At 68.1% G+C, this 17,748-nt stretch carries 23 protein-coding genes and 1 riboswitch; of the genes, 11 read left to right on the plus strand and 12 right to left on the minus strand.

The annotated features are described in order from the left end of the window. Positions 1-42: 42 nt before the first annotated feature. Positions 43-2,301, minus strand: a complete 2,259-nt coding sequence (locus tag AC4LGL_RS02125) for a helicase-associated domain-containing protein (protein ID WP_491837400.1) — start codon at positions 2,299-2,301, stop codon at positions 43-45. 85 nt (positions 2,302-2,386) lie between these two features. Here AC4LGL_RS02125 and AC4LGL_RS02130 point away from each other — a divergent pair, with 85 nt between their 5' ends. The 4 genes from AC4LGL_RS02130 to AC4LGL_RS02145 are packed head-to-tail and all read left to right on the plus strand — an operon-like array spanning position 2,387 to position 3,996. Next, the gene (locus AC4LGL_RS02130) at positions 2,387-2,584 is read left to right on the plus strand and encodes a hypothetical protein (RefSeq protein WP_055117555.1); all 198 of its coding nucleotides are present in this window, start codon (positions 2,387-2,389) and stop codon (positions 2,582-2,584) included. A 2-nt stretch (positions 2,585-2,586) separates the two neighbouring features. After that, a complete protein-coding gene (gene moaC, locus AC4LGL_RS02135; RefSeq protein WP_491837401.1) occupies positions 2,587-3,060 on the plus strand; it encodes a cyclic pyranopterin monophosphate synthase MoaC in 474 nt (157 codons plus the stop codon). Then, a complete protein-coding gene (locus AC4LGL_RS02140) occupies positions 3,057-3,542 on the plus strand; it encodes a MogA/MoaB family molybdenum cofactor biosynthesis protein (protein ID WP_491837402.1) in 486 nt (161 codons plus the stop codon). Before moaC ends, AC4LGL_RS02140 begins: the two co-directional genes overlap by 4 nt. A 25-nt stretch (positions 3,543-3,567) precedes the next feature. Then, positions 3,568-3,996, plus strand: coding sequence for a molybdenum cofactor biosynthesis protein MoaE (locus AC4LGL_RS02145; protein ID WP_491837403.1), 429 nt, complete (start codon positions 3,568-3,570; stop codon positions 3,994-3,996). A gap of 3 nt (positions 3,997-3,999) precedes the next feature. Here the strand turns inward: AC4LGL_RS02145 and AC4LGL_RS02150 are convergent, their stop codons facing one another. The 4 genes from AC4LGL_RS02150 to AC4LGL_RS02165 all read right to left on the minus strand — a co-directional run bounded on the left by AC4LGL_RS02150 (position 4,000) and on the right by AC4LGL_RS02165 (position 6,971). Beyond that, positions 4,000-4,803, minus strand: a complete 804-nt coding sequence (locus AC4LGL_RS02150) for a transglycosylase family protein (protein WP_491837404.1) — start codon at positions 4,801-4,803, stop codon at positions 4,000-4,002. 8 nt (positions 4,804-4,811) lie between these two features. Further along, a riboswitch (cyclic di-AMP (ydaO/yuaA leader) is annotated at positions 4,812-4,996 on the minus strand. 248 nt (positions 4,997-5,244) lie between these two features. After that, on the minus strand, positions 5,245-5,493 hold the full coding sequence (locus AC4LGL_RS02155; RefSeq protein ID WP_491837405.1) for a MoaD/ThiS family protein: 249 nt from the start codon (positions 5,491-5,493) through the stop codon (positions 5,245-5,247). A gap of 15 nt (positions 5,494-5,508) precedes the next feature. Further along, on the minus strand, positions 5,509-6,582 hold the full coding sequence (gene moaA / locus AC4LGL_RS02160) for a GTP 3',8-cyclase MoaA (protein WP_491837406.1): 1,074 nt from the start codon (positions 6,580-6,582) through the stop codon (positions 5,509-5,511). After that, positions 6,579-6,971, minus strand: coding sequence for a YccF domain-containing protein (locus tag AC4LGL_RS02165; RefSeq protein ID WP_491837407.1), 393 nt, complete (start codon positions 6,969-6,971; stop codon positions 6,579-6,581). Before AC4LGL_RS02165 ends, moaA begins: the two co-directional genes overlap by 4 nt. A gap of 162 nt (positions 6,972-7,133) precedes the next feature. Between AC4LGL_RS02165 and AC4LGL_RS02170 the strand changes: the two genes are divergently transcribed. Together AC4LGL_RS02170 and AC4LGL_RS02175 are read left to right on the plus strand one after the other, a co-directional pair. Then, positions 7,134-7,544, plus strand: a complete 411-nt coding sequence (locus AC4LGL_RS02170; RefSeq protein WP_055117540.1) for a cold-shock protein — start codon at positions 7,134-7,136, stop codon at positions 7,542-7,544. An 85-nt stretch (positions 7,545-7,629) separates the two neighbouring features. Beyond that, the gene (locus AC4LGL_RS02175; protein WP_491837408.1) at positions 7,630-8,652 is read left to right on the plus strand and encodes a glutathione S-transferase family protein; all 1,023 of its coding nucleotides are present in this window, start codon (positions 7,630-7,632) and stop codon (positions 8,650-8,652) included. Between the two features lie 9 nt (positions 8,653-8,661). Here the strand turns inward: AC4LGL_RS02175 and AC4LGL_RS02180 are convergent, their stop codons facing one another. The 3 genes from AC4LGL_RS02180 to AC4LGL_RS02190 all read right to left on the minus strand — a co-directional run bounded on the left by AC4LGL_RS02180 (position 8,662) and on the right by AC4LGL_RS02190 (position 11,216). Then, entirely contained in the window at positions 8,662-9,024 is a 363-nt protein-coding gene (locus AC4LGL_RS02180; protein WP_491837409.1) for a hypothetical protein, read from the minus strand. A 96-nt stretch (positions 9,025-9,120) separates the two neighbouring features. Beyond that, the gene (locus AC4LGL_RS02185; protein ID WP_491837410.1) at positions 9,121-9,609 is read right to left on the minus strand and encodes a DUF2771 domain-containing protein; all 489 of its coding nucleotides are present in this window, start codon (positions 9,607-9,609) and stop codon (positions 9,121-9,123) included. Continuing rightward, positions 9,609-11,216, minus strand: a complete 1,608-nt coding sequence (locus AC4LGL_RS02190) for an MFS transporter (protein WP_463792711.1) — start codon at positions 11,214-11,216, stop codon at positions 9,609-9,611. Before AC4LGL_RS02190 ends, AC4LGL_RS02185 begins: the two co-directional genes overlap by 1 nt. A gap of 141 nt (positions 11,217-11,357) precedes the next feature. On the opposite strand from AC4LGL_RS02190, the gene AC4LGL_RS02195 reads away from it, so the two are divergent. After that, positions 11,358-12,140: a DUF3027 domain-containing protein gene (locus tag AC4LGL_RS02195; protein WP_491837411.1), complete on the plus strand. Its 783-nt coding sequence runs from the start codon at positions 11,358-11,360 to the stop codon at positions 12,138-12,140. Positions 12,141-12,217: 77 nt separating this feature from the next. On the opposite strand, the gene AC4LGL_RS02200 is transcribed toward AC4LGL_RS02195, so the two are convergent. Then, a complete protein-coding gene (locus tag AC4LGL_RS02200) occupies positions 12,218-12,670 on the minus strand; it encodes an SRPBCC family protein (protein WP_491837412.1) in 453 nt (150 codons plus the stop codon). A 9-nt stretch (positions 12,671-12,679) separates the two neighbouring features. Next, positions 12,680-12,940 (minus strand): DUF2530 domain-containing protein, encoded by a 261-nt coding sequence (locus AC4LGL_RS02205; RefSeq protein WP_491837413.1) that lies wholly within the window; start codon positions 12,938-12,940, stop codon positions 12,680-12,682. A gap of 85 nt (positions 12,941-13,025) precedes the next feature. Here AC4LGL_RS02205 and AC4LGL_RS02210 point away from each other — a divergent pair, with 85 nt between their 5' ends. The 4 genes from AC4LGL_RS02210 to AC4LGL_RS02225 all read left to right on the plus strand — a co-directional run bounded on the left by AC4LGL_RS02210 (position 13,026) and on the right by AC4LGL_RS02225 (position 15,656). Beyond that, positions 13,026-13,457, plus strand: coding sequence for an Rv0880 family HTH-type transcriptional regulator (locus AC4LGL_RS02210; RefSeq protein ID WP_055117529.1), 432 nt, complete (start codon positions 13,026-13,028; stop codon positions 13,455-13,457). Continuing rightward, on the plus strand, positions 13,454-14,275 hold the full coding sequence (locus AC4LGL_RS02215; protein ID WP_491837414.1) for a TrmH family RNA methyltransferase: 822 nt from the start codon (positions 13,454-13,456) through the stop codon (positions 14,273-14,275). Before AC4LGL_RS02210 ends, AC4LGL_RS02215 begins: the two co-directional genes overlap by 4 nt. A 20-nt stretch (positions 14,276-14,295) precedes the next feature. Further along, positions 14,296-14,571 (plus strand): DUF2537 domain-containing protein, encoded by a 276-nt coding sequence (locus tag AC4LGL_RS02220; RefSeq protein WP_491837415.1) that lies wholly within the window; start codon positions 14,296-14,298, stop codon positions 14,569-14,571. Positions 14,572-14,720: 149 nt separating this feature from the next. Next, a complete protein-coding gene (locus AC4LGL_RS02225) occupies positions 14,721-15,656 on the plus strand; it encodes a type IV toxin-antitoxin system AbiEi family antitoxin domain-containing protein (protein WP_491837416.1) in 936 nt (311 codons plus the stop codon). A gap of 67 nt (positions 15,657-15,723) precedes the next feature. On the opposite strand, the gene sepH is transcribed toward AC4LGL_RS02225, so the two are convergent. Further along, positions 15,724-16,533 (minus strand): septation protein SepH, encoded by an 810-nt coding sequence (gene sepH / locus AC4LGL_RS02230; RefSeq protein WP_491837417.1) that lies wholly within the window; start codon positions 16,531-16,533, stop codon positions 15,724-15,726. Positions 16,534-16,625: 92 nt separating this feature from the next. Continuing rightward, complete coding sequence (serC, locus tag AC4LGL_RS02235) at positions 16,626-17,732, minus strand: phosphoserine transaminase (protein ID WP_491837418.1); 1,107 nt, start codon at positions 17,730-17,732, stop codon at positions 16,626-16,628. Positions 17,733-17,748: the final 16 nt, after the last annotated feature.

Raw genomic sequence — 17,748 nt, forward strand, 5'->3', positions numbered from 1 at the left:
CGCCATATTGGTGAACCGCTCTGTGAGCACGCTGTGTCGCGGCTAGTCGGGGTCGGCCGACACCACCGACGTGACCCGGTGGATGGCGAACTCCCGGACCCGCCCGGCGGCCGGGTCGAACGCGGTCAACTGGCCGCCGCGCACGTTGATGGGGGAGACCACCCGCTGTGTGGCCACCCCGGCCGGGTCGACGTAGCCGATCACCACGGAGGTCTGGTTGATCGCGGCCTCCTGCAACTGGGTGATGGCCATCGCCGGATCGAGCCGCACGCTGGCGAACGGACCGGCGGCCACCTTCCGGAGCACCGCGACGATCGCACCCAGGGTCTGGGCGGTCGGCGGAGTGGACGGTCGGTAGACGCGGCGCCGGGTCGGTGCGACGACGCGTGCACCGCGGGCCCTGATGTCGACGACGGTGCCCGTGGAATCCTCGGCGGCCGGGGCGAATCCGGCCTCGCGCAACACGGTCAGTACGTCGGCGATGGGTGCCTGGGACACCGCCACGGTAGGCGCCAGCAGCCGCAGTTCGAGGCGGTCGGCGCCCGGTGAGGCCACCGCCTGAGCCAGCAGGGCCGGATCCTCACACCGCAGGAACGACGTGGCCATGCCCACCCGCAGCTGGCCGTGCCGACGCGCGACGTCGTCGATCAGATAGGTCAACCCTTGCGGCACCGGAGTTTTCGAGTGCTTCTCGAACAGGGTGTGCAACTCGCTGGCGGTCCGCCCGGCATCGAGTGCACGCCGGATCGACGCCTCGCTGATCCGGTAGACCATCGCCGCGCCCGCCGATTCGACGGTGGCCACCTCGGCCAGGTGCTCGGCCAGATCCCGCTCCAGCGGGCCGGGCACGATCACGGTCAGGTCGGCCTGCAGCAGGAAGTGGTCGAGCGGTTTGGGCAGTGCCTTGGCCATCGCGGCCAGCACGTCCTCGTCGGGATCGCCGGCCAGCAGACCGCGAGCCGGGGTGCTGATCGCCCCGCGGCCCACCATGCCCAGCGCATGCGCCTCGGCGAGCAGCCCGCTGACGGTGCCCGGCTGCAGGCGCAGCGCCCAGCGTGGCCGCCGCCAGACCATCGCCCGGGCGGCCTCCGCACCGTCGACCCCGGCGCCCGGAGCCAGCTCGGCCAACACGCTCAGCAGCAGCCTGCGATCCAGGGGAGCTGCCGTCGAATACAGCGAATCCGACAGTGCGGCAAAGGGTTTGTTGTCCGGCCCACGACTACCGATCAGCGCGGGCCGGGCCGGCAGGTCCAGCCAGGTGGAGGCCAACAGGTGCCAGCGGGTGGCGGTAGTGGATTCGACGAACCGGTCGGCGGCCACCGTCGGCGCCCAGTACGGCCCCGTCCCGTCACCCGGGTCAGGTTCGGGCATCCCGGCCGCGATCAGGCCTGCCCCGGCCGCCAGTTCCAGCAGCAGCCCCAACCGTGGTTCGTCGATGCCGGTGGTCTTGGCCAACCGTTTCACGTCACGCACCCCGAGGCCGCCGTTGCGCAACTCGGGAACCGGTGTGCTGCCGAGAGTTTCGATGATCAGATCGATCTCGCGCAGCAGGTCGATCGCCGCTCCGGCAGCCGCCGCGTCCACATCGGCGGGTGTCGTCGACGACGTCTGAAGCACCGGCGTGGTCAACTCGACCGGGCCGGGGGCCTCGCCCCGCATCACCTGGCCGACCAACCGCGGCAGGATCACGGTGTCGTCGTCGATCCGGCGTAGTAGCCCGGCTTCCAGCAGCCGCGGCACCGGCCGGTCCGGCGAAGTGTCCGGTGCCGCGTCGCGGGTGCGGCCCACCGGCGACCCCTCCAACAACCGGGCCAAGAGATCGTTCTGTGCGTCGTCGAGTCCGTCGAGCAGGCCGGCGATCTCCTCGGCACTGCGCGCGGCCACCTCGACGGTGGCCTGACCGACGAACCAGGGCAGGCCGGTGGCCACCTCGGGCGCGACCCGTACCTCGGCCTCGCCCCACACCAGGGCCCGCTCGCGCAGATCGTCCAGCGCATCGGCCAGCTCGTTCGCGCAGACCCGGTCGCCCAACAGTTCGCCCAGCTGCGACACCGGCACGGCGTGGGTGTCGGCGTGCAGGACCAGCAGCGCATCCAGGATGGCCAGCCGCCGGAAGTCCAGGGAATCGGTGGCAGCCTTGACCGACTGGCGAGAGGTCGCGCGCGCGGCGAGCGCAGCGATAGTTCCCGGTGGCGGCTGGCTCAGGTCGGGCCGCAGCTCCAGCAGGCGGATCAGGGCCTTGTCATCGAGGTCGGACAGCCAGGCACCCAGCGGGAATCCGGGAGTCTGTGCGGCGGTCATATCCTGACCAGCGTAAAGCAGCCCGCGCGATCCCTCTCCGGGCTCTCCCCCGCCGGTCTCGCCTCCGGTGGAGGAGCCTGCCACAATATGGAGCGTGGCTGACAACAAGAAGAACCATTACGTCGACAACGGCTGGCCCGTGCTCTCCGACGGCGATGATCACGCCGTGAGTGAGCTCGCCACCGACCGCACCGGCGCGCTGTCCCCGTTCGGCGACCTCACCTTTCCGTTGCCGGCCGAGGAGCTGCCCTTCATCCAGTCGGCCACCGTCGTCAACAGGTAGTAGTGGGACTGTCGCACCTCGACGAGTCCGGCGCGGCGCACATGGTCGACGTCACGGCCAAGGACGTCACCAAACGCATCGCGGTGGCCGTGGGCACCGTGCGTACCCGCGCCGATGTGGTGGCTCTCATCGCCTCGGGCGGCCTGCCCAAGGGTGACGCGCTGGCCACGGCTCGCGTGGCCGGGATTCTGGCCGCCAAGCGGACTCCCGAGTTGATTCCGCTGTGCCATCAGTTGGCGCTGACCGGCGTCGACGTGGACTTCGACGCCCGTGACACCGAGGTCACCGTCACCGCCACCGTGCGCAGCACCGACCGCACCGGCGTCGAGATGGAGGCCCTGACCGCGGTGAGCGTGGCCGCGCTGACGCTGTACGACATGATCAAGGCCGTCGACCCCGCCGCGCGCATCGACGACATCAAGGTGTTGCGCAAAGAAGGCGGTAAAACGGGATTGTGGGAAAGAACTACTCAGTGACGCGTTCGGCGCGGGTCATCATCGCCTCCACCCGTGCCGCAGCAGGGGTCTACGACGACCGGACGGGCCCCCTCATCGTCGGCTGGCTCTCTGATCGTGGTTATGACGTCACCGAACAGATGGTGGTCGCCGACGGGCACGCCGTGGGCGATGCCCTGCGCGCCGCGCTGGCCGAGCACGTCGACCTGATCATCACCTCTGGTGGCACCGGCATCTCACCTACGGATGCGACACCGGAATCCACAATCGCCGTACTCGACTATCAAATCCCTGGCCTGGCGGACGCCATCCGTCGCGCCGGCGTGCACAAGGTGCCCACCGCGGTGTTGTCCCGCGGGGTCTGCGGCGTCGCCGGGCGCACCCTTGTCATCAACCTGCCCGGCTCGCCGGGAGGGGTCAAGGACGGGCTGGGGGTGCTGGCGGGCGTGCTGGAGCATGCGCTGGACCAGCTGAGCGGCAAGGACCACCCGTCGCAGCGATGAGCGCTTGCGCGAAGAGGAGACGAATATGAGTGCGAGCGTCCTACGCGTCGATCTGACCGAGACGCCGATCTCGCTGACCGAATACGAGGCGCTGGTGGCCCATGAGGCGGCCGGAGCCGTGGTCGGCTTCTCCGGGGTGGTGCGTGATCACGACGGCGGCCGTTCGGTTATCCGGCTCGACTACTCCGCGCACCCCAACGCACTTCAGACCTTGGAAGAAGTGGCCGCCGAAGTCGCCGCGCAGGCCACCGGGGTACGGGCGATCGCGGTCAGCCACCGCATCGGCACCCTACATATAGGAGACGCCGCCCTGGTGGCCGCTGTGGCAGCGGACCATCGCGGGGCGGCGTTCGAAACCTGTGCCCGTCTCGTCGATACCGTCAAAGAGCGGCTTCCGGTGTGGAAGCACCAGTACTTCTCCGACGGCACCGACGAATGGGTCGGCTCGGCCTGAAACTCAGCCGTTGATGACGATGTTGCCGTCGATGCCCTGCTTCTCGATGGCCTGCTGGATCTGATCGAAGTAGCTGACCGGCTGTACCGCAGGGGCGGGAGCGGGCGCTTCTTCAGGAGCCGGAGCCGGAGCCGGAGCCGGTGCCTCAGGGGCCGGCACCTGCAGCGCGGCGTCGGCGATCGGAGCGGCCTCAGGGGCCGGGGCAAGCGCGGCGTCCATCGGCGCGGCTTCGGGAGCCGGGGCCGGAGCCTCAGGGGCCGGTGGAAGGTCCTCGGGGGCCGGCGGCAGCGCTTCGGGTGCGGGCGGCAGCGGGGCGTCCATCGGGGCCGCTTCGGGAGCCGGGGCCGGAGCCTCGGGCGGAGGCGGCAGTTCGCCGTTGACCGCAGGTGCATCCAGCGGGGCAGCGGGAGCGGGCTCGTTGACCACGTTGCGCGGGGTGGCGCCCGAGAGTCCGCGTCCACAGACGGGCCAAGCGCCCTTGCCCTGGCCGGCCAGCACACGCTCGGCGACGGCGATCTGCTGTTCCTTGGTGGCCATGTAGGCGTTGGGTGCGTACTCGCCGCCGCCGTTGGAAGACCACGTGCTGGGCGAGAACTGCAGGCCGCCGTGGTAGCCGTTGCCGGTGTTGATCGCCCAGTTGCCACCGGACTCACAACGGGCGACGGTGTCCCACTCGCCGTCGGTCGCCGCCATCGCCTGGCTGGCCATCGCGAGGCTGCCGCCTGCGATCGCAGCGCCGGTCACCGCGATCTTCGCGACGTTCTTGGCTGATGAAGACGTGGTGGGCTTGCGATGCCGTCCACTCATAAGCGTGAAGGTCCTCTCGTATGCGCCCACGAGGTCAGCTGTCGGGTTCGGGCGGGAGAGGTCGCCCGGCCGTCGTCGTCGAAACTCTGACGGCTTCACCCCAAGGGGCCGCAAGCGGCTCCTGGTCCTGAAGTAAATCGGTGGACCGGTTGGGTCCCCCGCCTCCATCCTTGTTGTTCGTCGTTAACCCCTGCCCGATGGATGGAGCTCGGCGCTTCGGTATGAGGGTGGGCCAACTGATTAGGGTCCGTTGACTTGGGAATGAACGGTAACTGCTGCCCGCTATCCCGTCACCTTTAGCGGCCTCGGGCGTTTTCGATCCGAGCAAACTCTAAAAGTTGTTTAAAGGTGCAGGTTATTTCTGCGTTGTCGCAGGTGAGCGAAGGGCTCCACCCCGCCGTAGCCAGCTCGTGACCATTTCGTTATGTGATGCAAATCACGTTAGCCGCCGGCGAAGGGGGGTAACACATCGATCGTCTGCTGCGTTGATATCGGCTTGCCCATATCGCGGACGGCGACCCCGTCCGCCAGGTATGAGCAGCGCTTTAGGACGCGCCCGAGCTCCGCGTCGCGACCGCTGAGGTGCTCGACGAGCGTCGCGATCGTGGAATCCTTTGCCAAATCTAACGTTTCCGCATCAACTCCGGCTGCGGCGGCCGCAGCAGCGAAATAGCGGACCGTGACGGCCATGGTGTGCCCTGTCATCTAGCCGCCGATCGCGCTCATCGGCCGGGCGGGCTGCACGAAATCCGGGTTGTTGATGCCGTGCCCGGCGGGCTTGCCCCACATCGCCGTCCGCCAGGCCGCCTCGATGTCGGCGTCGTCGGCACCACCGCGCAGCAGTGCCCGCAGATCGCTCTCCTCGGTGGAGAACAGGCAACTGCGGATCTGGCCGTCGGCGGTCAGCCTGGTGCGGTCACAGGCCGAACAGAAGGCGTGCGACACCGAGGCGATCACCCCGACGGTGCCCGCGGGGTGATCGGCGCCTGCGGCGACCTGCCACAGCTCGGCGGGCGCTGAGCCGCGCGGCTTCGGATCGGTCCGCAGGTCGAAGTGCTTGCGCAGGGTGGCCAGGATGGTGTCGGCGTCGATCACCGTGCCGCGCTGCCAGGTGTGCCCGGCGTCCAGGGGCATCTGCTCGATGATCCGTAGTTGGTAGCCGTGGTCCAGGCAGTAGCCCAGCAGGGTCACGGCGTCGTCGAGGCCCGACACGGGATCCAGCACCGCGTTGACCTTCACCGGCGCCAACCCGGCCGCCTTGGCGGCCGCCAGGCCGTCCAGCACGTCGGCCAGTCGGTCCCGACGGGTGATGCGGGCGAAGTGGGCGGCGTCGACGCTGTCGAGGGAAACGTTGATCCGGTCCAATCCGGCCTGCCGGAGACCGGCCGCGCGCCGGGCCAGCCCGATGCCGTTGGTGGTCAGCGTGATCTCCGGGCGGGGGCGCAGCGCCGCAGCTGCTGCCACCACGTCCTCCAGATGGCGGGTGACCAATGGTTCGCCGCCGGTGAACCGCACGCTCGTGATGCCCAGGCGGGTGACCGCGATGCGTAACAGTCGGCTCAGTTCGTCGGTGCTGAGCAGCGCGTCGCCGGGCAGCCAGTCCAGGCCCTCGGCGGGCATGCAGTACGTACAGCGCAGATTGCACTTGTCGGTCAGCGAGACCCGCAGGTCGGTGGCCACCCGGCCGTAGGTGTCGACCAGGGGCCCCGTTGTCGGTGCCGGATCGAGAGGCGGGGCGGACCTGTTCACCGAGGGCAGCCCGAGCGAGGTCAGGGTCATACCGCGGCCTTCAGCGAGTCGACCGGGACGATCTCCTTGCCCAGCGGCACCAGCGAGACCGGGATCAGCTTGAGATCGGCCAGCGCCAGCGGGATTCCGATGATGGTGACCGCCATGGCCACCGCGCTGATCAGGTGGCCCAGCGCCAGCCACCAGCCGAACAGGACGATCCAGATGATGTTGCCGACCAGGGCGCCGGGCCGGGTGCCCGGCTTGTCCACGATGGTGCGGCCGAACGGCCACAGGGCATAGGAGGCGATGCGCAGCGAGGCGAACCCGAACGGGATCGTGATGATCAGGACGAAACAGATCAGCGCGGCCAGCAGGTATCCCAGCGCCAGCCACAGGCCGCCGAAGATCAACCAGATGATGTTCAGAATCACTCGCATTACCGGCGCATCTCTCTTCCAGAGGTGGTTTCAAGCCTACCGAGTAATAGGGGTGAAGCACCCAGGGAGGGCCGAGTAAGATCGCTCCATCGCGTCCCGGCGCTGACGGGGCGCGAACTTTATGTGTGTAGGTAGTTCTGACAAGACGAGCGGGTGAGTGCAGTGCCGACCGGCAAGGTGAAGTGGTACGACGCCGAAAAGGGCTTCGGCTTTGTGTCCCAGGAGGACGGCGAGGACGTCTATGTGCGGTCCTCGGCATTGCCCGCGGGTGTCGAAGGCCTGAAGGCCGGTCAACGTGTCGAGTTCGGCGTCGCGGCAGGCCGTCGTGGCCCGCAGGCGTTGAGCCTCAAGCTCATCGACCCGCCGCCGAGTCTGGCCCGGTCGCGGCGCGAGGCCGAGCGGCCCGAGCACAAGCACACGCCCGATGAGCTGCACGGCATGGTTTCGGACATGATCACGCTGCTCGAGGACATCGTGCAGCCCGAGCTGCGCAAGGGGCGCTACCCCGACCGCAAGGTCGCGCGCCGGGTGTCCGAGGTGGTCAAGGCCGTCGCGCAGGAGCTCGACGCCTAATACTCCCGCGCCGAACGTCGGCTTGTGTTCGAGGATCCGCTGATTTTTCGAACACCAGCCAACGCTCGACGGGCACACTGGGTCCATGGCTCAGGGCACCTACGTCGCCGACAAGTCCAGCTCCGGCGAGTTCAATCGCGATACCAACTACATCACCACCAGGATCACGGCCGACGGACGTGACGGTTACCCCGTCGAACCCGGCCGGTACCGGTTGATCGTTGCGCGGGCCTGCCCGTGGGCCAACCGCACGATCATCGTGCGGCGCCTGCTGGGCCTGGAAAACGTTCTCTCCATTGGCTTTTGCGGGCCGACGCACGATGCGCGCAGCTGGACCTTCGACCTCGATCCCGGTGGGCTCGACCCGGTGCTGAAGATTCCGCGGTTGCAGGACGCGTACTTCAAACGCGACCCGAACTACCCGAAGGGCATCACCGTGCCGGCGATCGTCGAGGTGGCCACGGGTGCGGTGGTAACCAACGACTTCGCCCAGATGACACTGGACTTCTCCACCGAGTGGACGGAGTACCACCGCGAGGGAGCCCCGCAGCTGTATCCCGAGCCGTTGCGCGCGGAGATCGACGAGGTGGCCAAGCGCATCTACACCGAGGTCAACAACGGGGTGTACCGGTGCGGCTTCGCCGGCTCGCAGGAGGCCTACGACCAGGCCTACGACCGGTTGTTCGCGACGCTGGACTGGCTCACCGACCGGCTGAGCACTCAGCGTTATCTGGTGGGCGACACCATCACCGAGGCCGACGTCCGGCTGTTCACCACGCTGGCCCGGTTCGACCCGGTTTACCACGGCCATTTCAAGTGCAACCGGTCCAAGCTCGCCGAGATGGACGTGCTGTGGGCCTACGCGCGAGACCTGTTCCAGACGCCCGGCTTCGGCGACACCACCGATTTCGTCCAGATCAAGCAGCACTACTACATCGTGCATTCGGACATCAACCCGACGCAGATCGTGCCCAAGGGCCCGGACCTGGCCAACTGGCTGACGCCGCATGGGCGGGAATCCCTGGGCGGCAGGCCTTTCGGTGACGGCACCCCGCCGGGGCCGACGCCGCAGGGTGAACGTGTCCCGGAGGGACACGGTGCGTCGTAGCCGGGAAGGTCAGAGGCCGGGCAGACAGTTGACGAACGGGATGAGCCCGGGGCACTGCTCGAAAATGTTCGGCGGATTCTCCGGCGGCGGAGGCGGCGGGATCGGCGTCGGGAACAGGTTGGGTCCCTCCCAGTAATGGGCAGGGGCGTGGGTTCGCACGTCATATTCGAAGTAGTAGGTGTGGCAGATACCCATGTCCCACACCAGGTCTGCATCCGACCGGGGCGGGTCGTTCGGCAGCGGTTGCCCAGGGCACCACTGGAACGGGCCGTAGGTGTAGGCGTGGGCGGTACCGAACCCGACGCCGAGCGCTCCCGCGATGCCGCCGCACACAAGTCCGGCGGTTGCCAGACCCACCCTCAGTGGCCTCATGAAAATACGTTAACGCTGCACAACCGTCGAAAATCACGGTCTGAGAGATCCGGCCCAGTGTTGCTTGTCAAGGCAAGCAGCAAAGCGGCCGGAGGCTCAGGGCCAGACGGTGCTGATCGACCATTCCGCATGCGGCAGCGCGAACTCCTCGCCGTCCTGGTCCTGAACCAGGGTCAGCACTTGCACCGCCAGGCCGGTCAGCCGACCCCGGTTGGGATCGACGGTCGGGATGGTCACGGCCAGCGTCGTCTTGGGCGCGAAGTACGACACCGTCGTGTCGATCGGGTTCTCGTACACCTGCAGCAGCCGCCACGGTGCACGGGCGACCGCACTGGGCACCGACAGCTGCACCGGGTTGTCTTTCCTGACCGCCAACTCGCCCGTGTCCCGCGGCTCCTTGCAGTCGTCGAGGTTGAGTACCTCGCAGTACTGGAACGGGCCGACCCGCACCGAGTGTCCGTGCGAGTACGCGCTGATCTCCGGAAGCCGGTCGCCCTGTGCACTGTGCAGTCGCCAGACCCCGACCGCGGTACCGGCGATCGCCAGTACGATCACGGCCCCCAGGACCGCCAGGACACGCTTCATCAGGACTCCCACTGTGCTGTTGTCGGGGCTGCCGCGGGACGGCTGCCACCTTCTCGTGCGGCATGGACCGGGCGATTACCGCCCAGGCCCGGAATCAGGGATTCGCCGCGGTAGCTCACGATCGTCTGCGCCAGTCCGAGTATCAGCACGGCCGTGATCGTAGTGAACCCGACCGTGAGGTCCGTGTAGATCAGCACCCCGGTGGCGCCGCCGATAACCCAGGCCAGCTGCAGCACCGATTCCGAGCGGCCGAATGCCGAGGCCCGCGAGGCCTCGGGGAGATCGTCCTGCAGGGACGCGTCGAGGGAGGCCTTGGCGATGGCGCTGGCGCCCGAGGTGATCAGTGTCGCCCCAGCGGCCACCAGCAGGTTCCCGGTGAGCGCGGTGGCCAGCGCGACAACCGTGACGGCGGCCGCGGCCCGCACGACCAGCTGTGCGGGGCGGCCTAGCTTGAGCCGCGCGGCGGCTATGTTGCCGCCGAAGTTGCCGATTCCGGCCGCAGCCCCGATCAGTCCGAGGATCAGCAGCTGTTCCCAGCCGCTGGCATCGTGGGACTTGGCGACGAAAGCCGGGTACAGGAACAGGAATCCGACCATCACCTTGATGGTGCAGTTGCCCCACAGCGCGGTGATGGTGTTGCGGCCCAACGGTTGACGTTCGGCCTTGGGCTTGCCGGGGTGACGGCGCATCTCGTCCCGCCCGCCGGATTGACCGTGGTAGCTCAGGGTGGTGGGCACCTCACCCTCGGTGACCTCGACCCACTTCGGGATCCGCATCGACAGCACCGCGCCGGCCACCGAGACGGCGACGACCACGTACAGCGCCCCGGGCAGTTGAGCCACCTTGAACAGATATTCGGCCCCCGCGGCGATGCCGCCGCCGACGACGGTGCCGCCGAGCAGTCCGAAGGTGGTCAGTCGGGAGTTGACCCGGACCAGGTCGATCGAGGGGGGCAGCACCCGCGGCGTGACCGCGCTGCGCAGCACCGAGAAGGATTTGGACAGCACCATCATGCCCAGCGCGCACGGGTAGAGCACCCAGGACGGATAGCTCCCGGTGGCGCCGTCGTAGTTGGCGATCAAGATCACGATCAACCCGGTGCGTAGTGCGAACGAGGCCGCCAGCGCCATTCGGCGACCGTGCTGCAGGCGGTCCAGCGCGGGACCGATCAGCGGGGCGATCACGGCGAACGGCGCAATGGTGATCAGCAGGTACAGCGCGACCTTGCTCTTGGACTCGCCGCTGGCCGCAGCGAAGAACAACGTGTTGGCCAGTGCGACGGCCATGGCTGCGTCGACGGCGAAGTTTGCCACAACCGGCCAGGTCAGTGCGGTCAGCCCGGACTTGTCGGCGCCGTCGGCGGTGGCCGCGCGGTGCACGAAACCGTACATCCGCGAACCCATTTCGCGGCTGCGTGCCGCGGCGGCCCGGGTGACGGTGACCTTCTCACCGGCTGCCGCGCCGACGCCGTGGGAGCGTTGCGAGTCGTCCTGCCTGGGGTGCGCGGTGGTGTGTTGCTCGTCGAGCGGCGGCAGCCAGCGGTTGGAGCTGGGCACCGATTGTCTGCGTGGCCGCCGCGGCGTCTCGTCGCTGGGGTAGTTGGCCATTCCGGGATGTTCCGCGCCGTGATCGGCCGGCGGCCGCGGCGGGTAGTAGGTCACCCCCCGATTCTCTCTTATCGGGCGCTCGGGCGGCCGACAGGCGACCGGTGTGGTCTGGGGTCGTCCCGATCAGGCACTATGGAGGCGATGGAAAGCGTGACCGAATCTGCTGAGCAGACACCCGAGACCGGCCCGGCGGCACCGTCGCAGGAGCAGGAGGCGGTGCTGTTGGGTGCCGCCGAACAGGCTCGCGCGGCGCTGATCGAGTTCAGCGGCGAGGGCGCCGTGGGCGAATACCTCGGTGCGAGCATCGAGGACGCCTCGTCGGCCACGCACCGATTCCTGGCTGACCTGCCCGGTTACCGTGGCTGGCAGTGGGCCGTCGTGGTGGCTGCCTACCCGGGCGCCGACCACGCCACGATCAGCGAGCTGGTCCTGGTTCCGGGTCCGACGGCGCTGCTGGCGCCGGAGTGGGTGCCGTGGGAGGAGCGGGTTCGTCCCGGGGACCTCGGGCCCGGCGACCTGTTGGCCCCGCCGCCCAATGATCCGCGTCTGGTCCCGGGCTATGTGGCCACCGGTGATCCGCTGATCGACGATGCGGCCCTCGAGCTCGGCTTCGGCCGGCGTCAGGTGCTCAGCGAGTGGGGTCGGGCGCAGGCTGCGCAGCGCTGGCACGACGGCGATTACGGGCCGGGTTCGGCGATGGCCCGGTCGACACGCCGGGTCTGCCGCGACTGCGGCTTCTACCTGCCGCTCGGTGGCGCGCTGGGCGTGATGTTCGGCGTGTGCGCCAACGATCTGTCGGCCGACGGGCATGTGGTGGAGGCCGAGTACGGCTGCGGGGCCCATTCGGACACCCCGCAACCGCCCGGCACCGGGTCGCCGATGTACGAGCCGTATGACGACGGTGTGCTCGACACCGCCGACTGAGGCGAATCTGGTCCGGCCGACTGAGGCGAATCTGGTCCGGTGCTGAGGCGAATTCGACCCAGTCGATGGAGTCGTCCCTAGTTCTCGGCGGCGGCCTTGATCCGGGCCAGCGAGTCTTTCATTCCCTCGACGAGTTCGTCCTCGAAGCTGGGGACGCCGCCGAACAACGCGCCGACCAGAGCGTTGGACACGGCTGTGGTGCCGTTCTCGGCGTGGCGGGATTCGGTCACCCGGGTGCCCGTGCCCGTCGGTTCCAGTTCGTAACTCCACACGGTGTTGTTGCCCTCCACCAGGAAGGACAGCTTCTTGTTGTCGACGACCTCGGTCAGCCGTGACGTGGTGGGCCAGAACACGAACTTGCGCCGGTTGAGGTTGAACGTGCGGGTTCCCGGACGCAGCGGGCCGAGCGGCTTCATCAGCCGGCACTGCGGGCTCCACTGCGGCATCCGGCGGAGGTCAGAGATCAACCCCCAGACCTTGTCGACCGGTGCGTCGATGTCGATGGTGGCTTGCAGTAGGGGTGCGGCCATGGTGTCTCCTCAGGTCAATCCGCTTTGCGCACCGCGGGATCCGCGGCGCACGGCGCGGCGCTGGATCAGAAAGATAGTCGTGCCGAGAACGCCGATCGCCAGTCCGGCGACTGTGAACGGCCGCCAGTGTTGCAGACCGCTGACCGTGAAGGTCAGGACGGTGGCGATCAGCCAGCCCGTGGCGATCACCAGAATCACCGGCCACGGTTCCAGCAGTGCGGCAGGCAGGGCCGGCGGTTGGGGCTCCGGCGCGTCGTTGTCCTCGGTCATCGGTGACCAACGTATCCGATGCGGTCCGCGTTCATTGGTCTTGGTTTTAGCCCTTTACCTTGAGCGCCTCAGTACTATTTCCGATGTGAAGGATCCGGAGGCGCGGCTCGCCAATGATCTGGCCCTGGCGGTTGTTCGACTCGCGCGTCAATTACGTACGCGGCGTGCGGAATCCCCGGTTTCGCTGACCCAGTTCTCGGCGCTGGCCACCTTGGCCAAGGAGGGCGCGATGACACCGGGCGCGCTGGCATCGCGTGAGCGGGTGCGTCCTCCGTCGATGACCCGGGTGATCGCCTCACTGGCCGAACAGGGTCTGGTGGCGCGGGCCGCCCATCCGTTGGACGGACGCCAGATCGTGGTGTCCGCCTCACCGGCCGGGATGACCCTCGTCGAGGCCGAGCGCCGCGCGAGCCAGGAGTGGCTCAAGACGCAACTGTCCCGGTTGGATCCGGATGAACGCCAGACGTTGATCACCGCAGCCGATCTGATGTCGGCCATGGTTCTCGAAGGCGTGTGAGTCTGCTGCAGGTTATCGATATCGACGATCCGGCCGATTCCCGGTTGGACGACTTCCGCGACCTCAACAGCGTGGACCGGCGACCCGATCTGCCCAGTGGCAAAGGTCTGGTGATCGCCGAAGGCGTGCTGGTGGCGCAGCGGATGCTGGCCTCCCGATTTGCCCCGCGTGCACTGCTTGGCACGGACCGGCGCCTGACGGAACTGGCCGCCGACCTCGAGGGTGTGGACGTGCCGTTCTACCGGACCGACGCCGACGTGATGGCTGCCGCGGTCGGGTTCCACCTCAACCGTGGCGTGCTGGCCTCGGCCTCGCGGGCGCCGGAGCTGACGGTGGCGGAGGTGATCTCCGAGGCGCGCACCGTGGCGGTGCTCGAAGGGGTCAACGACCACGAGAACCTCGGCTCGATCTTCCGCAATGCCGCCGGACTGGCGGTCGATGCCGTGGTGTTCGGGGCGGGGTGCGCAGATCCGCTGTACCGGCGGGCGGTGCGGGTGTCGATGGGCCACGCCCTGCTGGTTCCGTTCGCGCGGGCCTCCTCGTGGCCCGGTGATCTGGAGCTCTTGCGGGACAAGGGGTTCCGACTCATGGCGATGACTCCCGATCCGGCTGCCGCGACCCTGTCCGAAGCGATGACGCAGCTCGAAGGGGATCGGGTGGCGGTACTGGTCGGCGCCGAGGGGCCAGGCCTGACCGAGCACACGATGCGGGCCAGCGACGTGCGTGTACGCATCCCGATGTCACGCGGCACCGATTCGCTCAACGTCGCCACGGCGGCGGCGCTCGCGTTCTACGAGCGTGCCCGGCTCGGGAGCTGAACTCGCGTTAGATTGACACCGTGACCGACGATTCCACGCCGTGGGCGACCGGCCTGACGGTGGCGGGTTTCGTGGCAGCCGTGCTCGCCGCGGCCATCGTGGTACTCGGGATGGGGCTGTTGCGCGTGCACCCGCTGCTGGCGGTGGGCCTGAACATGGTCGCCGTCGGGGGATTGGCGCCCACCGTGTGGGGCTGGCGGCACCGGCCGGTGTGGCGCTGGTTCGTGCTGGGGTCGGGTGTCGGTGTGGCGGGCGGGTGGCTGGCACTGCTGGCCATCGGGCTGACCCAGGGCTGACCTCAGGCCACCAGTCGTGCGCCACAGAGCGGTCGACAGCGCTGAACATTGAGGTCACCGGGTAGCCGCAATCTTCAGCGCAAGTAGTTGTCCACAGGTGCGCGGAACGGGTCTGGTCGTGGAGGAGCCGGTGGGCAAGCATCGATGGCGTGGACATCGAGGACGTGCTTCGGCAGCAGTCGGGGGTGATCTCGCGTCGGCAGGCCCTGGATGCGGGGCTGCAGCAGCACGACATTCGACGGTTGCTCCGGCGCAATGAGTGGGCGCGGGTCCACGACGGCGTCTACGTCGATCACACCGGACCTTTGTCCTGGCTGCAACGAGCCTGGGCCGCAGTGCTTTACGCAGCTCCGGCGGCGTTGTGCCTGGAATCGGCGTTGACCGGCGAGGGTGCGGTGATCCATGTCGCAGTCTCCCGTGACCGGGGCGTGCTGGCCGAACCACCCGGAGTGCGCATCCACCATCTGACCCACCTGCAGGAGCGGGTGCTCTGGCATGTCGGTCCGCCACGGCTGCGTTTCGAAGAAGCGGCCCTTGACGTCGCATGTCAGGCCGTATCCGAGTTCGATGCGATTGCGGTGCTGGCCGACGCTTGCCAATCGCGGCGCACTACGGCGCGACGTCTGCTGCGAGCCCTCGACGCCCGTCGGCGGGTTCGCAGACGACGCTGGCTGCGGGCGGTGATCGTCGACATCGCCGAGGGCAGCTGCTCGGTCCTGGAGCACAGGTACCTCAACCGCGTGGAACGGGCGCACGGATTGCCCCGGGCCGCTCGTCAGAAGCGTTGGACGTCATCGGTGAAGGTGAGCTACCGCGATGCCGAGTACGACCGACGGCTCGTGGTCGAACTCGACGGCCTCCTGTTCCACAACACTGCATCGGCACGAAGCAAGGATGTCGAGCGTGATCTCGACGCCGCGGTCGACGGCCGCTCAACCGTCCGACTGTCCTACCGTCAGGTTTTCGACCGACCGTGCCGGACCGCCGCGAAGATCGCCCAGGTGATGCGGCGACACGGAATCACAGTGAGTGGCCACGCCTGCGGTCCGGACTGCGAGTTCACCCGCGTCGAACTGGCGGCCTGACTAGATAACGCTGAAGATTGTGGCTACCTGATGGCCGCAATCTTCAGCACTGACTCCACGAAAACGATCAGGGCTGGGTGCCCGAGGAACGCACGCCCAACAGCACGTCCTCCCAGGCCGGAACCGTCGCACGGGCCTTGCGGCTGCGCTTGGGCGCCGGGGGAGCCGGCGCGGGCATAGGTTCGGCTGGCCGGCTGAACTGCTCGGGTGCCGCCGCCGGGACGTCGTGGGTCTCGGCCTCGTGGTTGTCGAACAGATGCGGGACCGCAGCGACCGGGCGCAGCGGCCTGTCGAAATCGGGGTTGATCAGCTGGCGGGCCGCGTCGTCCGACGCCGAGACGGTGCCGCCGTGGGCCCCGGGGGAATAGCGGAAGTGCGCGACGTTGTCCGACCGACCGGCCTTCCAGGCCAGCTGCACGGTCCAGCGGCTGTCTTCATTACGCCAGGCGTCCCAGGCGATTGAATCGGGATCGAGGCCCCGCGCCACGATGGCCTGCGTCACGGTTTCGAGCAGTGTCAGCACGGCGGGTCCGTCGGCCAGTACCGGATGCGCTGCGGTGGCCAACTCGGCCGCCCGCGCGCGCTCCAGCAATACCGGATGGGCAAATCGCTCGACCCGTTCGATCGGCACTCCGGCTGCTGCGGCCAACTGCTCGACCGATGCGCCGGCGCGGATCTTTGCCTGAATCTCCTTGGGTCGCAGCACGTTCTGCACCTCTACATCGATCTCGGGCTGATTCGAGGTGACCTTGTCGCCGCGCATCGCGGCGCGCAACCGGTCGTCGACACGCAAGCTGAACGTCTCTTTGGAGTCGTCGTCTTCGCAGATGATGCGTCTGCCGTCTACGTTCAATCCAACGACTCTGAGTTCTCGCATACCGACCTGACCTCCTGCGCGAACCCTACTGCGTTATCAGCCCGTTACCGGGCTGACACGCTGGCGGAGGGCTACCGGGATCGAAGGATTGCTCAGAGCTGGCCGACGACCCAGTCGACGCAGGCGGTCAGGGCGCTCACGTCGTCGGGCTCCACGGCCGGGAACATGCCGATCCGCAGCTGGTTACGCCCGAGCTTGCGGTAGGGCTCGGTATCCACGATCCCGTTGGCGCGCAGCACCTTGGCGACTGCGGCGCCATCCACCGAATCGCTGAAGTCGATCGTGCCGACGACCTGCGAGCGCAGGGCCGGATCGGTGACGAACGGGGTGGCGAACGACGTGCCCTCGGCCCACGAGTACAGCCGCTGCGAGGAGTCTGCGGTGCGCTTGACGGCCCAGTCCAGCCCGCCGTTGCCGTTGAGCCAGTCGATCTGCTCGGCCAGCAGGATCAGCGTGGCGATCGCCGGGGTGTTGTACGTCTGGTTCTTGAGGCTGTTCTCGACCGCGATGGGCAGCGACAGGAAATCGGGCACCCAGCGGTCCGATGCGCCGATGGCCTCGATGCGGGCCAGTGCCGCGGGGCTGACGATGGCCAGCCACAGGCCGCCGTCGCCGGCGAAATTCTTCTGCGGCGCAAAGTAATACGCGTCGGTGTCGGCGATGTCGACGGGCAGGCCGCCGGCGGCCGAGGTGGCGTCGATCAGCACCAGCGCATCACCGGCCGGGCGCTGCACCGGCACCGAGACGCCGGTCGAGGTTTCGTTGTGGGCCCAGGCGACGGCGTCGACCGACGGGTCGGACTGCGGCTGCGGTGCGGTGCCCGGATCGGTCTTGACGATGATCGGGTCGCCGATGAACGGGTTCTTGGCCACGCACGAGGCGAACTTCGAGCTGAACTCCCCGTAGGTGAGGTGCAGCGATTTCTTGTCGATCAGACCGAACGCCGCGGCATCCCAGAATGCGGTCGAGCCGCCGTTGCCGAGGATCACCTCGTAGCCATCGGGAACCGAGAACAGCTCGCGCAGCCCGTCGCGGACGCGGCCGACGAGATTCTTGATCGGTGCCTGCCGGTGGGACGTGCCGAACAGATCCCCGGCAGCGGCCAGCGCGGTCAGTTGCTCCGGGCGGACCTTGGAGGGTCCACATCCGAAACGGCCATCGCGGGGCTTGATATCGGCGGGGATGATCAGTTCAGCCATGGGACCAGCCTAAAGT

The sequence above is a fragment of the Mycolicibacterium arcueilense genome (assembly GCF_058536225.1).

Excerpts from the sequence above, each read along its gene's own strand:
- AC4LGL_RS02125 (WP_491837400.1), bottom strand. The coding sequence starts at position 2,301 with ATGACCGCCGCACAGACTCCCGGATTCCCGCTGGGTGCCTGGCTGTCC.
- AC4LGL_RS02145 (WP_491837403.1), top strand. The coding sequence starts at position 3,568 with ATGAGTGCGAGCGTCCTACGCGTCGATCTGACCGAGACGCCGATCTCG.
- AC4LGL_RS02190 (WP_463792711.1), bottom strand. The coding sequence starts at position 11,216 with ATGGCCAACTACCCCAGCGACGAGACGCCGCGGCGGCCACGCAGACAA.
- AC4LGL_RS02185 (WP_491837410.1), bottom strand. The coding sequence starts at position 9,609 with ATGAAGCGTGTCCTGGCGGTCCTGGGGGCCGTGATCGTACTGGCGATC.
- AC4LGL_RS02195 (WP_491837411.1), top strand. The coding sequence starts at position 11,358 with ATGGAAAGCGTGACCGAATCTGCTGAGCAGACACCCGAGACCGGCCCG.
- AC4LGL_RS02155 (WP_491837405.1), bottom strand. The coding sequence starts at position 5,493 with ATGGCCGTCACGGTCCGCTATTTCGCTGCTGCGGCCGCCGCAGCCGGA.
- AC4LGL_RS02165 (WP_491837407.1), bottom strand. The coding sequence starts at position 6,971 with ATGCGAGTGATTCTGAACATCATCTGGTTGATCTTCGGCGGCCTGTGG.
- AC4LGL_RS02150 (WP_491837404.1), bottom strand. The coding sequence starts at position 4,803 with ATGAGTGGACGGCATCGCAAGCCCACCACGTCTTCATCAGCCAAGAAC.
- AC4LGL_RS02205 (WP_491837413.1), bottom strand. The coding sequence starts at position 12,940 with ATGACCGAGGACAACGACGCGCCGGAGCCCCAACCGCCGGCCCTGCCT.
- AC4LGL_RS02175 (WP_491837408.1), top strand. The coding sequence starts at position 7,630 with ATGGCTCAGGGCACCTACGTCGCCGACAAGTCCAGCTCCGGCGAGTTC.
- sepH (WP_491837417.1), bottom strand. The coding sequence starts at position 16,533 with ATGCGAGAACTCAGAGTCGTTGGATTGAACGTAGACGGCAGACGCATC.
- AC4LGL_RS02200 (WP_491837412.1), bottom strand. The coding sequence starts at position 12,670 with ATGGCCGCACCCCTACTGCAAGCCACCATCGACATCGACGCACCGGTC.
- AC4LGL_RS02180 (WP_491837409.1), bottom strand. The coding sequence starts at position 9,024 with ATGAGGCCACTGAGGGTGGGTCTGGCAACCGCCGGACTTGTGTGCGGC.
- serC (WP_491837418.1), bottom strand. The coding sequence starts at position 17,732 with ATGGCTGAACTGATCATCCCCGCCGATATCAAGCCCCGCGATGGCCGT.
- moaA (WP_491837406.1), bottom strand. The coding sequence starts at position 6,582 with ATGACCCTGACCTCGCTCGGGCTGCCCTCGGTGAACAGGTCCGCCCCG.